At 72.2% G+C, this 15,945-nt stretch carries 14 protein-coding genes; 11 read left to right on the top strand and 3 right to left on the bottom strand.

Going from position 1 to position 15,945, the window contains the following annotated elements:
• Positions 1-151: 151 nt before the first annotated feature.
• Complete coding sequence (locus tag ACIQMV_RS28685; protein WP_402596254.1) at positions 152-1,972, top strand: hypothetical protein; 1,821 nt, start codon at positions 152-154, stop codon at positions 1,970-1,972.
• A gap of 95 nt (positions 1,973-2,067) precedes the next feature.
• Here ACIQMV_RS28685 and ACIQMV_RS28680 read toward each other — a convergent pair whose 3' ends face one another.
• On the bottom strand, positions 2,068-2,907 hold the full coding sequence (locus tag ACIQMV_RS28680) for a hypothetical protein (RefSeq protein WP_402596253.1): 840 nt from the start codon (positions 2,905-2,907) through the stop codon (positions 2,068-2,070).
• 107 nt (positions 2,908-3,014) lie between these two features.
• Between ACIQMV_RS28680 and ACIQMV_RS28675 the strand changes: the two genes are divergently transcribed.
• The 4 genes from ACIQMV_RS28675 (at position 3,015) to ilvD (ending at position 7,518) form a co-directional block, all read left to right on the top strand.
• On the top strand, positions 3,015-3,941 hold the full coding sequence (locus tag ACIQMV_RS28675; protein ID WP_402596252.1) for a Ppx/GppA family phosphatase: 927 nt from the start codon (positions 3,015-3,017) through the stop codon (positions 3,939-3,941).
• Between the two features lie 63 nt (positions 3,942-4,004).
• The gene (locus tag ACIQMV_RS28670) at positions 4,005-4,832 is read left to right on the top strand and encodes a sugar phosphate isomerase/epimerase family protein (RefSeq protein ID WP_402596251.1); all 828 of its coding nucleotides are present in this window, start codon (positions 4,005-4,007) and stop codon (positions 4,830-4,832) included.
• The gene (locus tag ACIQMV_RS28665) at positions 4,829-5,434 is read left to right on the top strand and encodes a TetR/AcrR family transcriptional regulator (RefSeq protein ID WP_225076874.1); all 606 of its coding nucleotides are present in this window, start codon (positions 4,829-4,831) and stop codon (positions 5,432-5,434) included. Before ACIQMV_RS28670 ends, ACIQMV_RS28665 begins: the two co-directional genes overlap by 4 nt.
• 230 nt (positions 5,435-5,664) lie before the next feature.
• Positions 5,665-7,518: a dihydroxy-acid dehydratase gene (ilvD, locus tag ACIQMV_RS28660; RefSeq protein WP_402596250.1), complete on the top strand. Its 1,854-nt coding sequence runs from the start codon at positions 5,665-5,667 to the stop codon at positions 7,516-7,518.
• Positions 7,519-7,589: 71 nt separating this feature from the next.
• Here ilvD and ACIQMV_RS28655 read toward each other — a convergent pair whose 3' ends face one another.
• On the bottom strand, positions 7,590-9,803 hold the full coding sequence (locus ACIQMV_RS28655; RefSeq protein WP_402596249.1) for a serine/threonine-protein kinase: 2,214 nt from the start codon (positions 9,801-9,803) through the stop codon (positions 7,590-7,592).
• Between the two features lie 182 nt (positions 9,804-9,985).
• Here ACIQMV_RS28655 and ACIQMV_RS28650 point away from each other — a divergent pair, with 182 nt between their 5' ends.
• From ACIQMV_RS28650 to proC, 6 genes are all read left to right on the top strand, one after another.
• Positions 9,986-10,324 (top strand): SH3 domain-containing protein, encoded by a 339-nt coding sequence (locus ACIQMV_RS28650; protein WP_141359558.1) that lies wholly within the window; start codon positions 9,986-9,988, stop codon positions 10,322-10,324.
• Positions 10,325-10,367: 43 nt separating this feature from the next.
• Entirely contained in the window at positions 10,368-10,871 is a 504-nt protein-coding gene (locus ACIQMV_RS28645; RefSeq protein WP_401776455.1) for an EamA/RhaT family transporter, read from the top strand.
• 85 nt (positions 10,872-10,956) lie between these two features.
• Positions 10,957-11,736 carry a class I SAM-dependent methyltransferase gene (locus tag ACIQMV_RS28640; protein WP_402596248.1) on the top strand — a complete coding sequence of 260 codons (780 nt, stop codon included), beginning with the start codon at positions 10,957-10,959 and terminating at the stop codon, positions 11,734-11,736.
• Positions 11,737-11,795: 59 nt separating this feature from the next.
• Positions 11,796-12,593 (top strand): ABC transporter ATP-binding protein, encoded by a 798-nt coding sequence (locus ACIQMV_RS28635; protein ID WP_402596247.1) that lies wholly within the window; start codon positions 11,796-11,798, stop codon positions 12,591-12,593.
• Positions 12,590-13,363, top strand: a complete 774-nt coding sequence (locus ACIQMV_RS28630; RefSeq protein ID WP_141359554.1) for an ABC transporter permease — start codon at positions 12,590-12,592, stop codon at positions 13,361-13,363. The genes ACIQMV_RS28635 and ACIQMV_RS28630 overlap by 4 nt, the downstream gene beginning before the upstream one ends.
• A 77-nt stretch (positions 13,364-13,440) precedes the next feature.
• Positions 13,441-14,250, top strand: a complete 810-nt coding sequence (gene proC / locus ACIQMV_RS28625; RefSeq protein ID WP_141359553.1) for a pyrroline-5-carboxylate reductase — start codon at positions 13,441-13,443, stop codon at positions 14,248-14,250.
• A 47-nt stretch (positions 14,251-14,297) separates the two neighbouring features.
• On the opposite strand, the gene trpS is transcribed toward proC, so the two are convergent.
• Complete coding sequence (trpS, locus tag ACIQMV_RS28620) at positions 14,298-15,299, bottom strand: tryptophan--tRNA ligase (RefSeq protein ID WP_141359552.1); 1,002 nt, start codon at positions 15,297-15,299, stop codon at positions 14,298-14,300.
• Positions 15,300-15,945 lie beyond the last annotated feature (646 nt).

Here is a 15,945-nt window from a genome sequence, read left to right as displayed (position 1 = left end):
CCCCGCGCCCCGCCGTCGTCGGGCGGGCACACTCGAACGGGTCATGGAACCCGAGGTTCCGTTCCCCTTAAGAGGGATCGTTTCACCCGTACGGATTAAAAGTGCTCAAGGTGCACAGAGGGACGATCCCGGGCCGCCTACGGTCGCACAGGTGATGAGCAGCAGTCCGGACACCTCGCCCCGCACGACCGGTGCGCATCGGGCACACCGCGAGGCGCGCGACCGCGCTGCCGCGCACGCCGTGGCGTGCCGCCTGCCCGCGCGCTACGAGCCTTATCTCGACGGCCTGTTCACCTACTGCCTGTCCGTGCTGTGCGACCACGAGGCGGCGACCGCCGCCCTCGGGGACGCGCTGGTGTTCGCCGAGCGGCGCGGACAGCGCGGACCCGGGACCGCGGGCGAACGCCGGGCCTGGCTGTACGCGCTGGCCCGCTGGGCGTGCCTGCGCAAGCTGGCCGAGGCCAAGCAGAAACGTCAGGGCACGCACGCCGCGGGCCGCACCGGCGGCGACCGGCACGCCGCCGCGCGGGCCGTACCGCCGCCCGTCCCCGACGAGGTCCGGCGGGAGCGGCGCCGCGAACTCGCCCAGCTCGCCTGGCCGGAGGCCGCCGGCACCACCCCGGAGCAGCGCGAGGCGCTCGAACTCGCCGTACGCCACCACCTCGCCGCACACGAGGTCGCCGCCGTCCTCGGCATGGGCCTCGCCGCCGCGCGGGAACTGCTCGCCGCGGCCGCCTGCGAGGTGGAGCGCACCCGTGCGGCGCTCGCCGTGGTGGAGACCGGCACCTGCCCGAGCGTGTCCCGCCTCACCGGGGACAGCCGGCTCGTCCTCGGCGCGGCACTGCGGCGCGAACTCGTCCGGCACGTCGACGACTGCCCGCGCTGCCGCCGTACCGCCGAGCGCGCCCTGCCCGGTCAGTGGCCCGGCGCCACCGTCACCCCCGCCGAACTGCCCGTACTGCCCGCGCCCCGCGCGGCCCTCCACAAGGCCCTGGCCCACCACCCGCGCGCGCGGAGCACCGCTCCCCGGTTCGACCGGCGCGGCTTCCCGATGGACCCGAAGGACCGCGCCGCCCGCAGGGACCGACTCCGCGCGCGTGCCGTCACGACCACGGTGGTGGCCACGGTGGTGGCCGCGCCGGTGCTGGCCCTGTGGGCCGCCTACCGCGGCGGCCCGGCCGGCGAGGGCCCCGACGGTCCCGCCGCCAGCGCGCACGAGGGGCACGGCCCCGGCGTCCTGGGCGGCGACGGGGCCGGCAGGGGCTACGAGAACACCGGCAACGCGGGGCCCGGGCCCGACACCCGCTTCGGCACGAGCGGCCGGCCGGACGTCTCCGTGGAGGTCATCAGCGTCACGGGCGCCGGCCACAAGGACGGCCGCCTGACGGTGAGCGCCGACAACACCGGTGACACCACCCTGATCACGCTCACCGCCGCCGGGGCCGGCCCGGTCCACTGGTCCGCGTCCACCGGCGCGGCCTGGCTCTACCCGAGCCGCTCGTCGGGGACCCTCCAGCCCGGCGAGTCGTTGACGATCAAGGTGTACGTCGACCACCTGCGCGAGCCCTCCGGCCGCTGGAGCGCGCGTGTGGCGATCGCGCCCGCCGGTGCCGTCGTCTCCATCGACGGCTACGGCACGGCACCCAGCCCCTCCGGAGCCGGGCCCAGGCGCCCGGCCGACCCGCCCGCGACGTCCGGCCCACGCCCCACGCCGACCACTCCGGCGCCCTCCGAGCCCACCCCCACCCCGACCGACCCGCCGTCGACGACCGACCCCACGCCCACTCCCACCGAGCCGTCGCCGACCGACCCGGACAGCACGCCCCCGCCGTCCGCGGGCGGCGACACACCCAGCGCGGCCGAGGGCCGGCCGGGGGGACGGCGCGAGGGCAGGGCGTGCGACGGCTCGGGCCGGCACGCCAAGCGCGACCGCGGATGCCCGGCCCCGGCCTCTGCGGGCGGCCGCCGGTAGCGGGCCCCGATCGCCGGAGGGTCCGCCACCGGCGATCGGGGCCGGGCACCTGCGGGGCCTTCAGGCGAGCCGCCGAGGCGGCGGCCGGCGGCCCGTCAGACGGCCGGATCCGCCGGATCCGCCGGATGCGGCGCCACCAGCGGCAGCCCGGAGGCCAGACGCTGCTCGCACAGCTCGACCAGGCGGTCGTAGCCGGCCTTGCCCATCAGCTCGGTCAGCTCGGCCCGGTAGGAGACGTACACCGGCTCGCCCGCGCCGTGCGCCGACGTCGCCGAGGTGCACCACCAGTGCAGGTCGTGACCGCCCGGACCCCAGCCCCTGCGGTCGTACTCCCCGATCGACACCTGCAACACGCGTGTGTCGTCGGGCCGGTCGATCCACTCGAAGGTCCGCCGGATCGGCAGCTGCCAGCACACGTCCGGCTTCGTCTCCAGCGGCTCGCGGCCCTCTCGCAGGGCCAGGATGTGCAGCGAGCAGCCCATGCCGCCGGCAAAGCCGGGCCGGTTCTGGAAGATGCACGAGCCATGGAAGGGGCGCGTCTGCCGGGAGCCCTCCTCGTCCTCGGCCACCCAGCCGTTCTCCACGCCCTCGGCATGGTTCTGCCAGATGTCCGGTGTGAGCCTCGCCACGTGCTCGGCGACCCGCTTCTCGTCGTCCTCGTCGGAGAAGTGGGCGCCCAGGGTGCAGCACCCGTCGTCCGCGCGGCCCGCCTGGATGCCCTGGCAGCCGCTTCCGAAGATGCAGGTCCAACGAGAGGTCAGCCATGTCAGATCACAGCGGAAGACCTGCTCGTCGTCCGCCGGATCCGGGAACTCCACCCACGCGCGCGCGAATTCGAGCCCCTTCTCGTCGGATTCCGCGCCCCGCTTCTTCGGCCTCACTGCTTTCGCCGGGTTCGCCGATTTATCGGTCTTCGCCTTTTTCGTCTTTGGCACCCGTCCAGGGTAAGTCGCCGGGCAGCCGTGCCGGCACCCTCCCGAGCCGTGCCTCGCACACAGCGCCGGGGGCGGACGACGTGCCAGGTGGCAGTAGCGTTCCGTACATGAGACTCGGTGTCCTCGACGTGGGCTCGAACACGGTGCATCTGCTGGTGGTCGACGCGCACCCCGGTGCGCGTCCGCTGCCCGCGCACTCGCACAAGGCCGAACTGCGGCTCGCACAGCTCCTCGACGCAAGCGGCGCGATCGGCTCCGACGGCGTCGACAGACTCGTCGCCGTGGTCCGCGAAGCACTCCAGGCCGCCGAGGACAAGGGCGTCGAGGACCTGCTGCCGTTCGCCACCTCCGCCGTGCGCGAGGCGGACAACGCCGACGACGTCCTCGCGCGCGTGCAGGAGGAGACCGGGGTCAGGCTCCAGGTGCTCAGCGGTGCGGAGGAGGCGCGCCTCACCTTCCTCGCCGCCCGCCGCTGGTTCGGCTGGTCGGCCGGGAAACTGCTGGTCCTGGACATCGGCGGCGGCTCACTGGAGATCGCCTACGGCATCGACGAGGAGCCCGACGCGGCCGTGTCGCTGCCGCTCGGCGCGGGCCGGCTCACCGCCGGCTGGCTGCCCGGCGACCCGCCCACCGCGGACGACGTCAGGGCGCTGCGCCGCCATGTGCGCGCCGAGATCGCGCGCACGGTCGGCGAGTTCAGCCGCTTCGGCGCCCCCGACCACGTCGTCGCCACCTCGAAGACCTTCAAACAGCTCGCACGGCTGGCCGGCGCCCCCCGCTCCACCGAGGGGCTGTACGTCCAGCGCGAGCTGAAGCGGGAGTCCCTGGAGTCGTGGGTGCCGCGGCTGTCCGGCATGACGTCCGGCGAGCGCTCCGAACTCCCCGGAGTCTCCGACGGCCGGGCCGGACAGCTCCTGGCCGGAGCCCTGGTCGCCGAGGGCGCCATGGACCTCTTCGGCGTGGAAAGCCTGGAGATATGCCCGTGGGCCCTCAGGGAGGGAGTGATCCTGCGGCGTCTCGACCACATGGGATGACGAAGGCCACAACCGCGGCCGCGGGCCCCGCCCCCACCCACCGCACCCCGTAACCTGTCCCTCGTGGTGGAACCCGAACCCGTACGCATTCCGGATGCGAAGGTCGCGCTTTCGACGGCCTCCGTCTACCCGGAGTCGACGGCGACGGCCTTCGAGATCGCCGCACGCCTCGGATACGACGGCGTCGAGGTCATGGTGTGGACCGACCCGGTCAGCCAGGACATCGAGGCGCTGCGCAGACTCAGCGACTACCACCGGATACCGATCCTCGCCGTGCACGCCCCCTGCCTGCTGATCACCCAGCGGGTGTGGTCCACCGACCCCTGGACCAAGCTCCAGCGCGCCCGGGCGGCCGCGGAGAAGCTCGGCGCGAGCACGGTCGTGGTCCACCCTCCCTTCCGCTGGCAGCGCCAGTACGCCCGTGACTTCGTCGCCGGGGTCTGGCGGATGGCGAGCGAGACGGATGTGCGCTTCGCGGTGGAGAACATGTACCCCTGGCGCTACCGCGACCGCGAGATGCTCGCCTACGCCCCTGGCTGGGACGTCACGAAGGACGACTACCGCCACTTCACGATCGATCTCAGCCATGCCGCGACGGCCCGCACCGACGCGCTCCAGATGGCCGACCGCATGGGCGGCCGGCTCGGCCATGTGCACCTCGCCGACGGCAGGGGCTCGGCGAAGGACGAGCACCTGGTGCCCGGCCGTGGCTCCCAGCCCTGCGCCGAACTGCTGGAACGTCTCGCCACCTGTGGTTTCGACGGCCATGTCGTGATCGAGGTCAACACCCGTCGGGCCATGTCCAGCGCCGAGCGCGAGGCCGACCTCGCCGAGGCCCTGGCCTTCACCCGGCTGCACCTGGCCTCCGCGGTGAAGGTGCCCGGGCGATGACCGGCGCCACCACCCGCCGCCGTGGCCGCCCCCGCCGTGAGGAGGCCGCCGACACCCGCGACCGCATCCTGACCGTGGCCCGCGAGGAGTTCTCCGAGCGCGGCTACGAGAAGACCTCGGTACGCGGCATCGCCAAGGCCGCCGGAGTGGACTCCGCCCTGGTCCACCACTACTTCGGCACCAAGGAGCAGGTGTTCGAGGCGGCGATCGAGGTCGTCCTCGCGCCCGCGCTGAACGCCCCGGAGGCGCTCGTCGACGGTCCGCTCGACGGCGTCGGAGAGCGGTTCGCCCGCTTCTTCTTCGGCATCTGGGAGAGACCGGCCACCCGTACGCCCCTGCTGGCGATCGTCCGCTCCGCGCTGAGCAACGACACCGCGGCCGCCGTCTTCCGCCGCCTGATCGTCTCGCAGCTGCTGCGGCGCATCGCTGGCCGGTTCGACCTGCCCGACGCGGAGCTGCGCGCCGAGCTGGCGGCCGCGCAGCTGGTGGGCTGCGCGATCCTGCGGTACGTGATCAAGGTGGAGCCGCTGGCGACGGCGGACGTGGAGCAGATCATCGCGCGGGTGGCACCCGTGGTGCAGCGGCACCTCACGGGGACGTGACGCCCGGACGGCTTTCGCGCGCCCCTGCCGATCCGGGACGCGTAGCCCGCCGCCCGATGTGTGCGCCCCCCGGCGATCCGGGACGCACACTCCCGCTGCCCCGAGACACGCGTCCCGTATTCCGGACAGCGCGTCCCGACCCCTGGATGACCGGCGTAGGCTCGACTGAGCCAGAACTCTGCCGGCGACTCCCTGCCGCCGGGCAGAACTTCCCGAAGGAGCTAGCGACGATGCCCGAGCTGAGGTCCCGCACAGTCACCCACGGCCGCAACATGGCGGGCGCCCGCGCCCTTATGCGCGCCTCCGGTGTACCCGGTGCGGACATCGGCCGGAAGCCGATCATCGCGGTCGCCAACAGCTTCACGGAGTTCGTGCCCGGTCACACCCACCTCCAGCCGGTCGGCCGGATCGTCAGCGAGGCGGTCCGGGAGGCGGGCGGCATCCCGCGCGAGTTCAACACCATCGCGGTCGACGACGGCATCGCCATGGGCCACGGCGGCATGCTGTACTCGCTGCCCTCGCGCGACCTGATCGCGGACAGCGTCGAGTACATGGTCGAGGCGCACTGCGCCGACGCCCTGATCTGCATCTCCAACTGCGACAAGATCACCCCGGGCATGCTGATGGCGGCCCTGCGCCTGAACATCCCCACGGTCTTCGTCTCCGGCGGGCCCATGGAGGCCGGCCGTGCCACGCTCGTCGACGGCACCGTCCGCACGCTCGACCTGATCGACGCGATCGCCGACGCCGCCAACGACAAGATCTCCGACGAGGACATCCTCCGCATCGAGGAGAACGCCTGTCCGACCTGCGGCTCCTGTTCCGGCATGTTCACCGCCAACTCGATGAACTGCCTGACCGAGGCGATCGGTCTGTCCCTGCCGGGCAACGGCTCGGTCCTCGCCACCCACACCGCCCGCCGCGCCCTGTACGAGAACGCGGCCCGCACGGTGATGGACCTCGCCCGCCGCCACTACGAGCAGGACGACGAGACGGTCCTGCCCCGCAACATTGCCACCTTCGCGGCCTTCGAGAACGCGATGGCCCTGGACATCGCGATGGGCGGCTCCACCAACACGATCCTGCACCTGCTGGCGGCGGCCCAGGAGGCCGGTGTCGAGTTCGGCCTGGAGCAGATCGACGCCGTCTCCCGCAGGGTGCCCTGCCTGGCGAAGGTGGCGCCGAACGTCACCAAGAACCGCACGTACTACATGGAGGACGTGCACCGCGCCGGCGGAATCCCCGCCCTGCTCGGCGAGCTGCACCGCGCGGGCCTGCTGAACGAGGACGTGCACGCGGTGCACAGCCCCTCCCTGGCGGACTGGCTCAAGACCTGGGACGTGCGCGGCGGCTCCCCGTCCCCGGAGGCGGTCGAGCTGTGGCACGCGGCCCCGGGCTGTGTGCGCTCGGCGGAGGCCTTCTCCCAGTCCGAGCGCTGGGAGGCCCTGGACACCGGCGCCGCCGACGGCTGCATCCGCTCCGCCGAGCACGCCTACTCCAAGGACGGCGGCCTGGCGGTGCTGAGGGGCAACCTGGCCGTGGACGGCTGCGTGGTGAAGACCGCGGGCGTCGACGAGTCGATCTGGACCTTCGAGGGCCCGGCGGTCGTCTGCGAGTCGCAGGAGGAGGCCGTCCAGAAGATCCTCACCCAGCAGGTCAAGGAGGGCGACGTCGTCGTCATCCGCTACGAGGGCCCCAAGGGCGGCCCCGGCATGCAGGAGATGCTCTACCCGACCTCGTACCTGAAGGGCCGCGGCCTAGGCAAGAGCTGCGCGCTGATCACGGACGGCCGCTTCTCCGGCGGCACCTCTGGTCTGTCCATCGGCCACGCCTCGCCCGAGGCGGCCTCCGGTGGCACGATCGCGCTCGTCGAGGACGGCGACCGCATCCGTATCGACATCCCGAACCGCTCCATCGACCTGCTCGTCGACGACGCGGAGCTGTCCCGCCGTGAGCAGGCCCTGAACGGCGCGTACGTCCCGAAGGACCGCGACCGGAAGGTGTCGGCGGCGCTGCGGGCCTACGCCGCGATGGCCACCAGCGCCGACAAGGGCGCCGTGCGGGACGTGTCGAAGCTGGGCTGACGGCTGACGCGGCCTGAACACGCGGACCCGAAGGGGGGCCGCCTCCTGCGAGGCGGCCCCCCTTCGTCAGGTCACCAGGACGACGGGTCGTGGCCGTCGACGGCGAAGACGGTGCCGTCGGGGGCGCCGGCGTAGACACGGCCCTGGACGATCACGGGCGCGGGCAGCTCCGCCGCTACCCGGTCCGTGTGCGCGCCGAGCCGCGGCCGGGTCTGGCCGACGATCCGCCCGGTGCGGGCCCCGACCGCCAGCAGTCGCCCGTCCCCGGCGAGGAAGTACACGTGGCGGGCGTCGGCGATCGGCATGGAACCCCGGCTCACGGCCGTCTCCAGCCGCCACCGCACCTTCCGCGCCGCCAGGTCGACCGCGTCCAGCGAGCCGCCGCCGCCCAGCAGGTGCACCACGTCGCCGCGCACGCTCGCCTGCACCGTGTCGCGGGGAACGGGCAGCGCGACCCGGACCGACGCCTTGGTCCGCGGCGTGTAGCGGACCACGGCGTCCACCCGCCCGAAGGCCGGCTCGGCGGAGAGCAGGACGAGGGAGCCGTCCCGGCTGCCGACGGGCGTCAGCATTCCGGGCAGCCGGGCCTCCCAGCGCACATCGCCCGTCGCCGGGTCCACCGCGACGACCCGGGTGGACGTCCCGTCGGCCGACGAGCTCACCGCGTACGCCAGCGGATCCCCGGCGAACGCGAAGAAGTGCGGCAGAGGAAGACCGGGCACCGGCCGGCTCCACTTGGTCTCGCCCGACGCGGCGTCGACCGCGCGCACCAGCCCGTCCGTGCCCGTGAGCAGCACCATTCCGCCGACGCTGCGCACTCCGCTGTAGGCCGGCACGTCCGACTGCCAGCGCGGCCTGCCCGAGTCGGGGTCCAGCGCCTCCAGACGCAGGCCGTGGTCCGTCATCGGCTGCACCAGACCACCCGCGACGACCGGCGGCACACCGGTGACCATCTTGGGTACGGAGTGCCGCCACAGCAGGCTGCCGTCCGCCGGATCGAGGGCGTAGACCAGTCCGGGCCGCGCGCAGAACAGCTTTCCGGCCCCGTACGAACACGGGGAGGTGCCGTCGCCGGACACGGGCCTGGCCACCCACTCGGAGAACGCGGCCGAAGTGGCTGCGGGCAGAGTGCTCTCCGGCGCCGAGTTGTGCGCAGACATCCCGAGGTCGAGCAACTGGACCGTGGCGAGTCCGCCGCCGCCGACGACCAGGACCAGGGCCCCGGCGGCCACGGCGAGCCGCCGAGAGCGCGGGCGCCGCCCGGTGAGAATCCCCGTCAGCCGCCCGGACCGCCGCCCCGTACGGTCTCCCGGCTTGCCCTCGGCGTCACCGGCAGGGGGCTCGGCCGGGGACGCGTCACCGCGGTGGTTTCCGTCCGCGTCCGGCCCGCCGGTTCCGGAGAACACCCCGGTCCCAGCGGTCCGCGGCTCCGGTATGAACGCCTGCGTGTCGTACGAGGCGGCCGCCGAGCGCAGTTCCCGCATCAGCTCGTCCGGGGTGGGGCGGTCCTCGGGCTCCTTGGCCAGGCAGCGCAGCACCAGCGGCGCCAGGTCCTCCGGCACCTCGGTCAGGTCGGGCTCGTCGTGCACGACCTGGTAGGCGACGATGTACGGACTGTCGGAGTCGAACGGCCCCCGCCCGGTCGCCGCGTGCACCAGCACGGAGCCGAGCGCGAAGATGTCCGCCGCGGGCCCGACCTCCCGCGGCCGGCGGAACTGCTCGGGCGCCATGAAGGGCGGCGTACCGATCAACTTGCCGGTCTCGGTGCGCAGTTCGCTGTCCTTCGGGCGGGAGATGCCGAAGTCGATGACCTTCGGCCCGTCCTCGGCGAGCAGCACGTTGCTCGGCTTGAGATCGCGGTGGACGACCCCCACCCGGTGGATGTCGCGCAGCGCCTCGGCGAGCCCCGCCATCAGCCGCCGCAACTGGGCGGGAGGCAGCGGCCCGTTCTGCTTCACCTGGTCCGAGAGCGTGGGGCCGGGAATGAACAGGGTGGCCATCCAGGGCCGTTCGGCCTCCGGGTCGGCGTCGACGACGGGCGCGGTGAAGGCGCCGCTGACCCTCCGGGCCGCCGCGACCTCCTGCCGGAACCGCCCCCTGAACTCGGGGTCCCAGGCGTACTGGGCGTGCACGACCTTCACCGCGAGCCGCAGACCCGAGGTGCTGCGGGCCAGATGCACCACGCCCATGCCGCCGGAGCCCAGGCACGACTCGAGGCGGTAGTGACCGGCGTACTCCGGAAGTTCCGCTTCCGCGCCCGCACCGGTGTTGCGCTGTGGCGTCATGGACCACCCCCCGTGCTGTTCGTTCGCGCGTGCGACGCACGGAGCCTAGTCGATGACCCGAACCGGACCGAGGCGGCTTGCGGGACTCCACGTGCGAATCGCGTACATGTGTTTTGCAACGCGTTCCCGGGGAATCAAACGGGGCCCATGGCAGTCATGGGGTGTTACGGGGGAGGTTTCTCATGTCTGTCGACCGTGCCGAAGAACAAGCCGGGGAGCGTGTCGAGGAGGCCGGCGACGCGGCGGCGGCAACCATCGCGACCGCGGCGGCCGTGCAGTACTACCCGGTCGCGCCGGGCGTCCAGCTCAACGTCCGCAGCGGCCCCGGCACCGGCTACAGCATCGTCCGCACCCTGGGCGCGGGCGCCCAGGTGCCGGTCTACTGCCAGACGCCGGGTACGACCGTGTCGGGCTACTACGGCACATCGAACATCTGGAACAACATCGGAAGCGGCCAGTACGTCTCGGACACCTATGTGAAGACGGGCAGCGACGGCTACGTGGCCGGCCGCTGCGGCTGATCCCCGACGGAGCTCGCGGACACCCCGGAGCCATAATCGACCCGTGAGCGACGACAACGGCACCCCGGGCACCCCCGCGGGCTCCGCAGGGCCCCGCCCCGAGCCCCTGCGCTTCTTCGGCACCACCTGGGTGGACCACGACAACGGCTACACCGCCCGCCGTATCGGCGTCGCCGCCGGCTCACTCGCCGCGGCGGCCGTCTCCTGCTTCGTGCTCCGCTTCGCCTACCAGGGACTCCAGATCGCCGGCTCGGGCGCCTTCGTGGAACTCCTGGTCGTGGTGATGTTCGCGGTGTGCAGCGCGCTCGCCTTCCGCCACACCTGGGACGGCTTCGGCAAGCGCCCCGACCCCGACCGCCAGTCCTCCCTGCGCGGCCTGCTCGCCGTCGGCTTCATCGGCTCCCTCCTCGCCTACTTCTTCCGCTCGCTCGTCGAGGCCCCCGGCGAGAAGCTGCACCGCAAGGAGTACGAACAGGCCCGCGAACAGTACGAACGCCGGACCACCCGCCGCTCGGGCAACCCTTCCAAGAAGCGCCGCCGCTCCTGACCGCGGGGGCCGCGCGGTCAGCGAACCGGTCCGCGCGGCCGGAACCCCTTGTCACGGGGAGGTCATGCGGTCGCACGATGGCCGTATGACCTCATCTCCGACGCCCACTCACGCGGACCGAGCCCACTCCTTCAACGCCGCAGCGGCCCAGTACGCGGCGAACCGCCCCTCCTATCCGCCCGCCCTCTTCGACGCGCTGGAGGAACTCACCGGCCGGCCCCTCGCCGGCGCCCGCGTGGCGGACATCGGCGCCGGGACCGGCATCTCGACCGCTCTGCTGCACAAGCGTGGTGCCGACGTGCTGGCCGTCGAGCCGGGCGACGGCATGGCGGCCCACTTCCGCCTCACCCGCCCCGGCATCCCGATCGTGCGGGGCGACGGCAACGCCCTCCCGCTCGCCGACTCCTGCGCAGACCTCCTCACCTACGCCCAGTCCTGGCACTGGACGGACCCCGACCGGGCCGTCCCGGAGGCCCTGCGGGTACTGCGGCCGGGCGGTGCCCTGGCACTGTGGTGGAACAGGGACGCCGCCGACATCGAGTGGATCGCGCGGCAGAACGACCGCCTCCGCCGCCTCTTCGGCATCGACCCCTACGCCGAGAAGGGGGCGGCCGCCACCCGCGCCGTCAAGGCACAGCCCACCGAGCGACTCCACTTCACCCGTCGCGCGGTCCGCTGGAGCCGCCGGGTCCCGCTCGACACCCACCTCGCCAACCTCGGCAGCCACTCACGCCTTCTGGTCTGCCCCGAGGGACACAGGGACACCTTCCTGGCCGAGGAGCGCGACCACCTGCTGGAGGTCTTCCCGGACGGTTTCGTGGAGGAGACCTACGACGTCCTCCTCCTCGTCGCCACCACACCCTGACGCTGCTCATCCCCTCACCCCACTTGACGGCGCCCTCTCCAGCGCGCATTAATCATCGCATGATGAATATTTCTTCGGGGCCACCCCGCCCCGAAACGGATGCCGTCCGAGCCGAAGCGCTCACCGTGGTCCGAGGCCCCCGCACCGTCCTGCGGGGCCTCGGCTTCACCGTCCCGCGCGGCCGCATCACCGGCCTCCTCGGCCCCTCCGGCTGCGGCAAGTCCACGCTCATGCGCGCCATCGCCGGCACCCAGGCCAAGGTCGACGGCACCCTGGAGATCCTCGGCCTGCCCGCCGGCCACGCCACCCTCCGCAACCGCATCGGCTACGTCACCCAAGCCCCCTCCGTCTACGACGACCTGACTGTCCGTCAGAATCTCGAATACTTCGCCGCGATCCTCGACCCCGGCCGCGCGGCGGCCGAACGCCGCCGGGACAACGTCAGCCGGGCCATCGCCGACGTCGACCTCACCGGTCACGCCGACGCCCTCGCCGGCAACCTCTCCGGCGGCCAGCGCAGCCGCGTCTCCCTCGCGGTCGCCCTCCTCGGCACCCCCGAACTGCTGGTCCTCGACGAACCGACCGTCGGCCTCGACCCCGTGCTGCGCCGCGACCTGTGGAACCTCTTCCACGACATCGCCGCCACCCGAGGCGCCACCCTCCTCGTCTCCTCCCACGTCATGGACGAGGCCGAGCGCTGCCACCAGCTCCTCCTCATGCGCGAGGGCCGGATCCTCGCCGACGACACCCCCGAAGCACTCCGGGCCCGAACCGGCACCGAGACCGTCGAGGCGGCCTTCCTGCACCTGGTCGACGAGGCGGTCGCAGCAGGCCGCGCCAAGGAGACAGCACGATGAGCACGAGCACCGCACCCCGCGCGCCCCGCGCCCTGAGCGCCGCCCGCACCACCGCCACCGCGGCCCGGGTACTGCGCCAGCTCCGCCACGACCCGCGCACCATCGCACTGATGCTGCTGGTCCCCTGCGTGATGCTGCTCCTGCTGCGCTACGTCTTCGACGGCAGCCCGCGCACCTTCGACAACATCGGCGCCTCGCTCCTCGGCATCTTCCCGCTGATCACCATGTTCCTGGTGACCTCGATCGCCACCCTGCGCGAACGCACCTCCGGCACTCTCGAACGCCTCCTCGCCATGCCGCTCGGCAAGGGCGACCTCATCGCCGGCTACGCGCTCGCCTTCGGCGCCCTCGCGATCGTCCAGTCCGCGCTGGCCACGGGACTGGCCGTCTGGTTCCTCGGCCTGGACGTCACCGGCTCGCCCTGGCTGCTCCTGCTGGTCGCCCTCCTCGACGCCCTGCTCGGCACCGCCCTCGGCCTCTTCGTCTCCGCCTTCGCCGCCTCCGAGTTCCAGGCGGTCCAGTTCATGCCGGCGGTGATCTTCCCCCAGCTCCTTCTCTGCGGTCTGTTCACCCCGCGGTCCGACATGCACCCCGTCCTGGAGGCCGTCTCCGACGTCCTCCCGATGTCCTACGCGGTCGACGCCATGAACGAGGTCCTGCGCCACACCGACGTGACGACGACGTTCGTACGCGACGCGCTGATCGTGGCGGGCTGCGCCCTGCTCGTCCTCGGCTTGGGAGCGGCCACCCTCAGGCGGCGAACCGCATAGCCCCACAGGACCGGAGGGTGTCCCGCCAGCCGGACAGTCCACCCGCGCTTCGGACCACCGGTGCGAGGATGAGCACCATGAGCCAGAAAGTCGCAGTTCTCGGCACCGGAAAGATCGGCGAAGCCCTGCTCAGCGGAATGATCCGAGCCGGCTGGACCCCTGCCGACCTGCTGGTCACCGCCCGCCGCCCGGAACGGGCCGAAGAACTCCGCGCCCGCCACGGAGTCACCCCGGTCACCAACGCGGAAGCGGCGAAAACCGCCGACACCCTGATCCTCACCGTCAAGCCCCAGGACATGGGCACCCTCCTCGACGAACTCGCCCCGCACGTCCCCGCCGACCGCCTGGTCATCAGCGGCGCCGCGGGCATCCCCACCTCCTTCTTCGAGGAGCGCCTGGCCTCCGGCACCCCGGTCGTCCGCGTCATGACCAACACCCCCGCCCTCGTCGACGAGGCCATGTCCGTCATCTCCGCCGGCACCCACGCCTCCGCCGAACACCTTGCCCACGCCGAGGAGATCTTCGGCGCCGTGGGCAAGACGCTCCGCGTCCCCGAGTCCCAGCAGGACGCCTGCACCGCCCTCTCCGGCTCGGGCCCGGCCTACTTCTTCTATCTGGTCGAGGCCATGACCGACGCCGGCATCCTCCTCGGCCTGCCCCGGGACAAGGCCCACGACCTGATCGTCCAGTCCGCGATCGGCGCCGCGGTGATGCTCCGCGACAGCGGGGAGCCCCCCGTGAAACTCCGCGAGAACGTCACCTCGCCGGCCGGCACGACGATCAACGCCATCCGCGAACTGGAGAACCACGGCGTGCGCGCCGCGCTCATCGCCGCGCTGGAAGCCGCCCGCGACCGCAGCCGCGAGCTGGCCTCCGGCAACAACTGACCGGCACCGGGCGGCCGGTACAGGCCGCCCGCCCAGCCGCCCTTCCCTCAGGCGGGCAGCAACCCGATCGCCCGGTACGCCGCGTCCACTCTCGGCCGCGCCATCTCCCTGGCCTTCTCCGCGCCCCTGCGCAACACCCCTTCCACATACGCGGGATCCGCGCACAGCTCCCTGTGCCTTGCCTGTACCGGCCTGAGAAGCTCGACCACGGCCTCCGCGGTGTCCTTCTTCAAAGCGCCGTACGACTCATATACACCGCCCAGGGCCTCCGGGTTCCCGCCCTGACAAGCGGCCAGGATCTCCAGCAGATTCGCCAGGCCGGGCCGCTCCTGCGGGTCGTAGACGACGTCCCGCCCGCTGTCGGTCACCGCCCGCATGACCTTCTTCTCCACGACCTCCGGCTCGTCGAGCAGATAGACGATGCCCGGCCCGGAGTCGTCCGACTTCCCCATCTTCGACACCGGGTCCTGAAGGTTCATCACCCGCGCCGCCACCTTCGGAGGCGTCGCCTTCGGCACCACGAACGTGTGCCCGTACCGCTGGTTGAACCGCACCGCCAGATCACGGGTCAGCTCCACGTGCTGCGTCTGGTCGTCACCGACCGGCACCTCGTCCGTTCCGTACGCCAGGATGTCCGCCGCCATCAGCACCGGATACGTCAGCAGCGACAGCCGTACACTCCCGCCCCGCCGCTGCTCGCGCGCCGCCTTCTCCTTGTACTGGATCATCCGCCGCATCTCGCCGTCCGTGGCCACGCACTCCAGCAGGTACGACAGCCGGGCGTGTTCGTCCACGTGGCTCTGTACGAACAGGGTGCACAGCTCCGGATCGAGCCCCGCCGCCAGCAGCAGCGTCGCGGCCTGCCGGCTGAGTCTGCGCACCCGCGCCGGGTCGTGGTCCACGGTCAGCGCATGCAGGTCGACGACGCAGAACAGCGCCTCCGACCGGTGCTGGTCCACCTCGGCCCACCGCCGCATGGCGCCCAGGTAGTTCCCCAGCGTCAGGTGTCCCGTCGGCTTGACCCCGCTGAAGACCCGAGTCCTCTCCACACTCCACCTCCTGGTCGAGCCGCCGTCCCCGGTCGGCCGGCCCCCGGAGTCCTGGAGGGAGATACGAGAACGGCCGCCGAGGCGGCGGCCGTTGGATGCATACGTGAGTACGGCCGCCGTCAGGCGGCCCACCACAGACGGGTGCACGTACGCGTAGTCATGGCCCCAGGATAGGACCTCGGGGTGCCGTTCGCCCGTGAGTTGACACACCTCGCGGGGATACGTAGTGTTCTCCGAGTTGCCCGACGTGAGAGCCGACTTCGGTCGGTCCCCGGACAACCTTTCCTGAGTACCACCCTTTACCTGACGGCAGTCGCAGTCTGTCTGTTGTCGTGTCATCGGAGTGCGTATTCATGGAATGAGGAATCCGCGCCCGAAAGGGCGCAGCCCCCGATTCGCACGGGAGCAGGGAATCCGCTAAAGTCTCACTCGTCGGAACGGCCCAACGGCCGCGAAGACAAACCCCGCTGACTGGGGGTCAGGCCGAAAAAGGATCTGATAGAGTCGGAACCGCCGGAAAGGGAAACGCGAAAGCGAAAACCTGGAAAGCACCGAGGAAATCGGATCGGAAAGATCTGATAGAGTCGGAAACACCGAAGGGAAGCCCGGAGGAAAGCCCGAGAGGGTGAGTACAAAGGAAGCGACC

The organism is Streptomyces sp. NPDC091412 (assembly GCF_044756885.1).
Taxonomy (GTDB): Bacteria; Actinomycetota; Actinomycetes; order Streptomycetales; family Streptomycetaceae; genus Streptomyces.
Note: the sequence above shows the minus strand (reverse complement) of the source record. Positions and strands in the feature narration are given on the sequence as shown.

Bases quoted from the DNA above. Each gene is read 5' to 3' on its own strand.
- ACIQMV_RS28675 (WP_402596252.1), top strand. From the start codon at position 3,015: ATGAGACTCGGTGTCCTCGACGTGGGCTCGAACACGGTGCATCTGCTG.
- ACIQMV_RS28665 (WP_225076874.1), top strand. From the start codon at position 4,829: ATGACCGGCGCCACCACCCGCCGCCGTGGCCGCCCCCGCCGTGAGGAG.
- ilvD (WP_402596250.1), top strand. From the start codon at position 5,665: ATGCCCGAGCTGAGGTCCCGCACAGTCACCCACGGCCGCAACATGGCG.
- ACIQMV_RS28655 (WP_402596249.1), bottom strand. From the start codon at position 9,803: ATGACGCCACAGCGCAACACCGGTGCGGGCGCGGAAGCGGAACTTCCG.
- ACIQMV_RS28650 (WP_141359558.1), top strand. From the start codon at position 9,986: ATGTCTGTCGACCGTGCCGAAGAACAAGCCGGGGAGCGTGTCGAGGAG.
- ACIQMV_RS28640 (WP_402596248.1), top strand. From the start codon at position 10,957: ATGACCTCATCTCCGACGCCCACTCACGCGGACCGAGCCCACTCCTTC.
- ACIQMV_RS28635 (WP_402596247.1), top strand. From the start codon at position 11,796: ATGATGAATATTTCTTCGGGGCCACCCCGCCCCGAAACGGATGCCGTC.
- ACIQMV_RS28630 (WP_141359554.1), top strand. From the start codon at position 12,590: ATGAGCACGAGCACCGCACCCCGCGCGCCCCGCGCCCTGAGCGCCGCC.
- proC (WP_141359553.1), top strand. From the start codon at position 13,441: ATGAGCCAGAAAGTCGCAGTTCTCGGCACCGGAAAGATCGGCGAAGCC.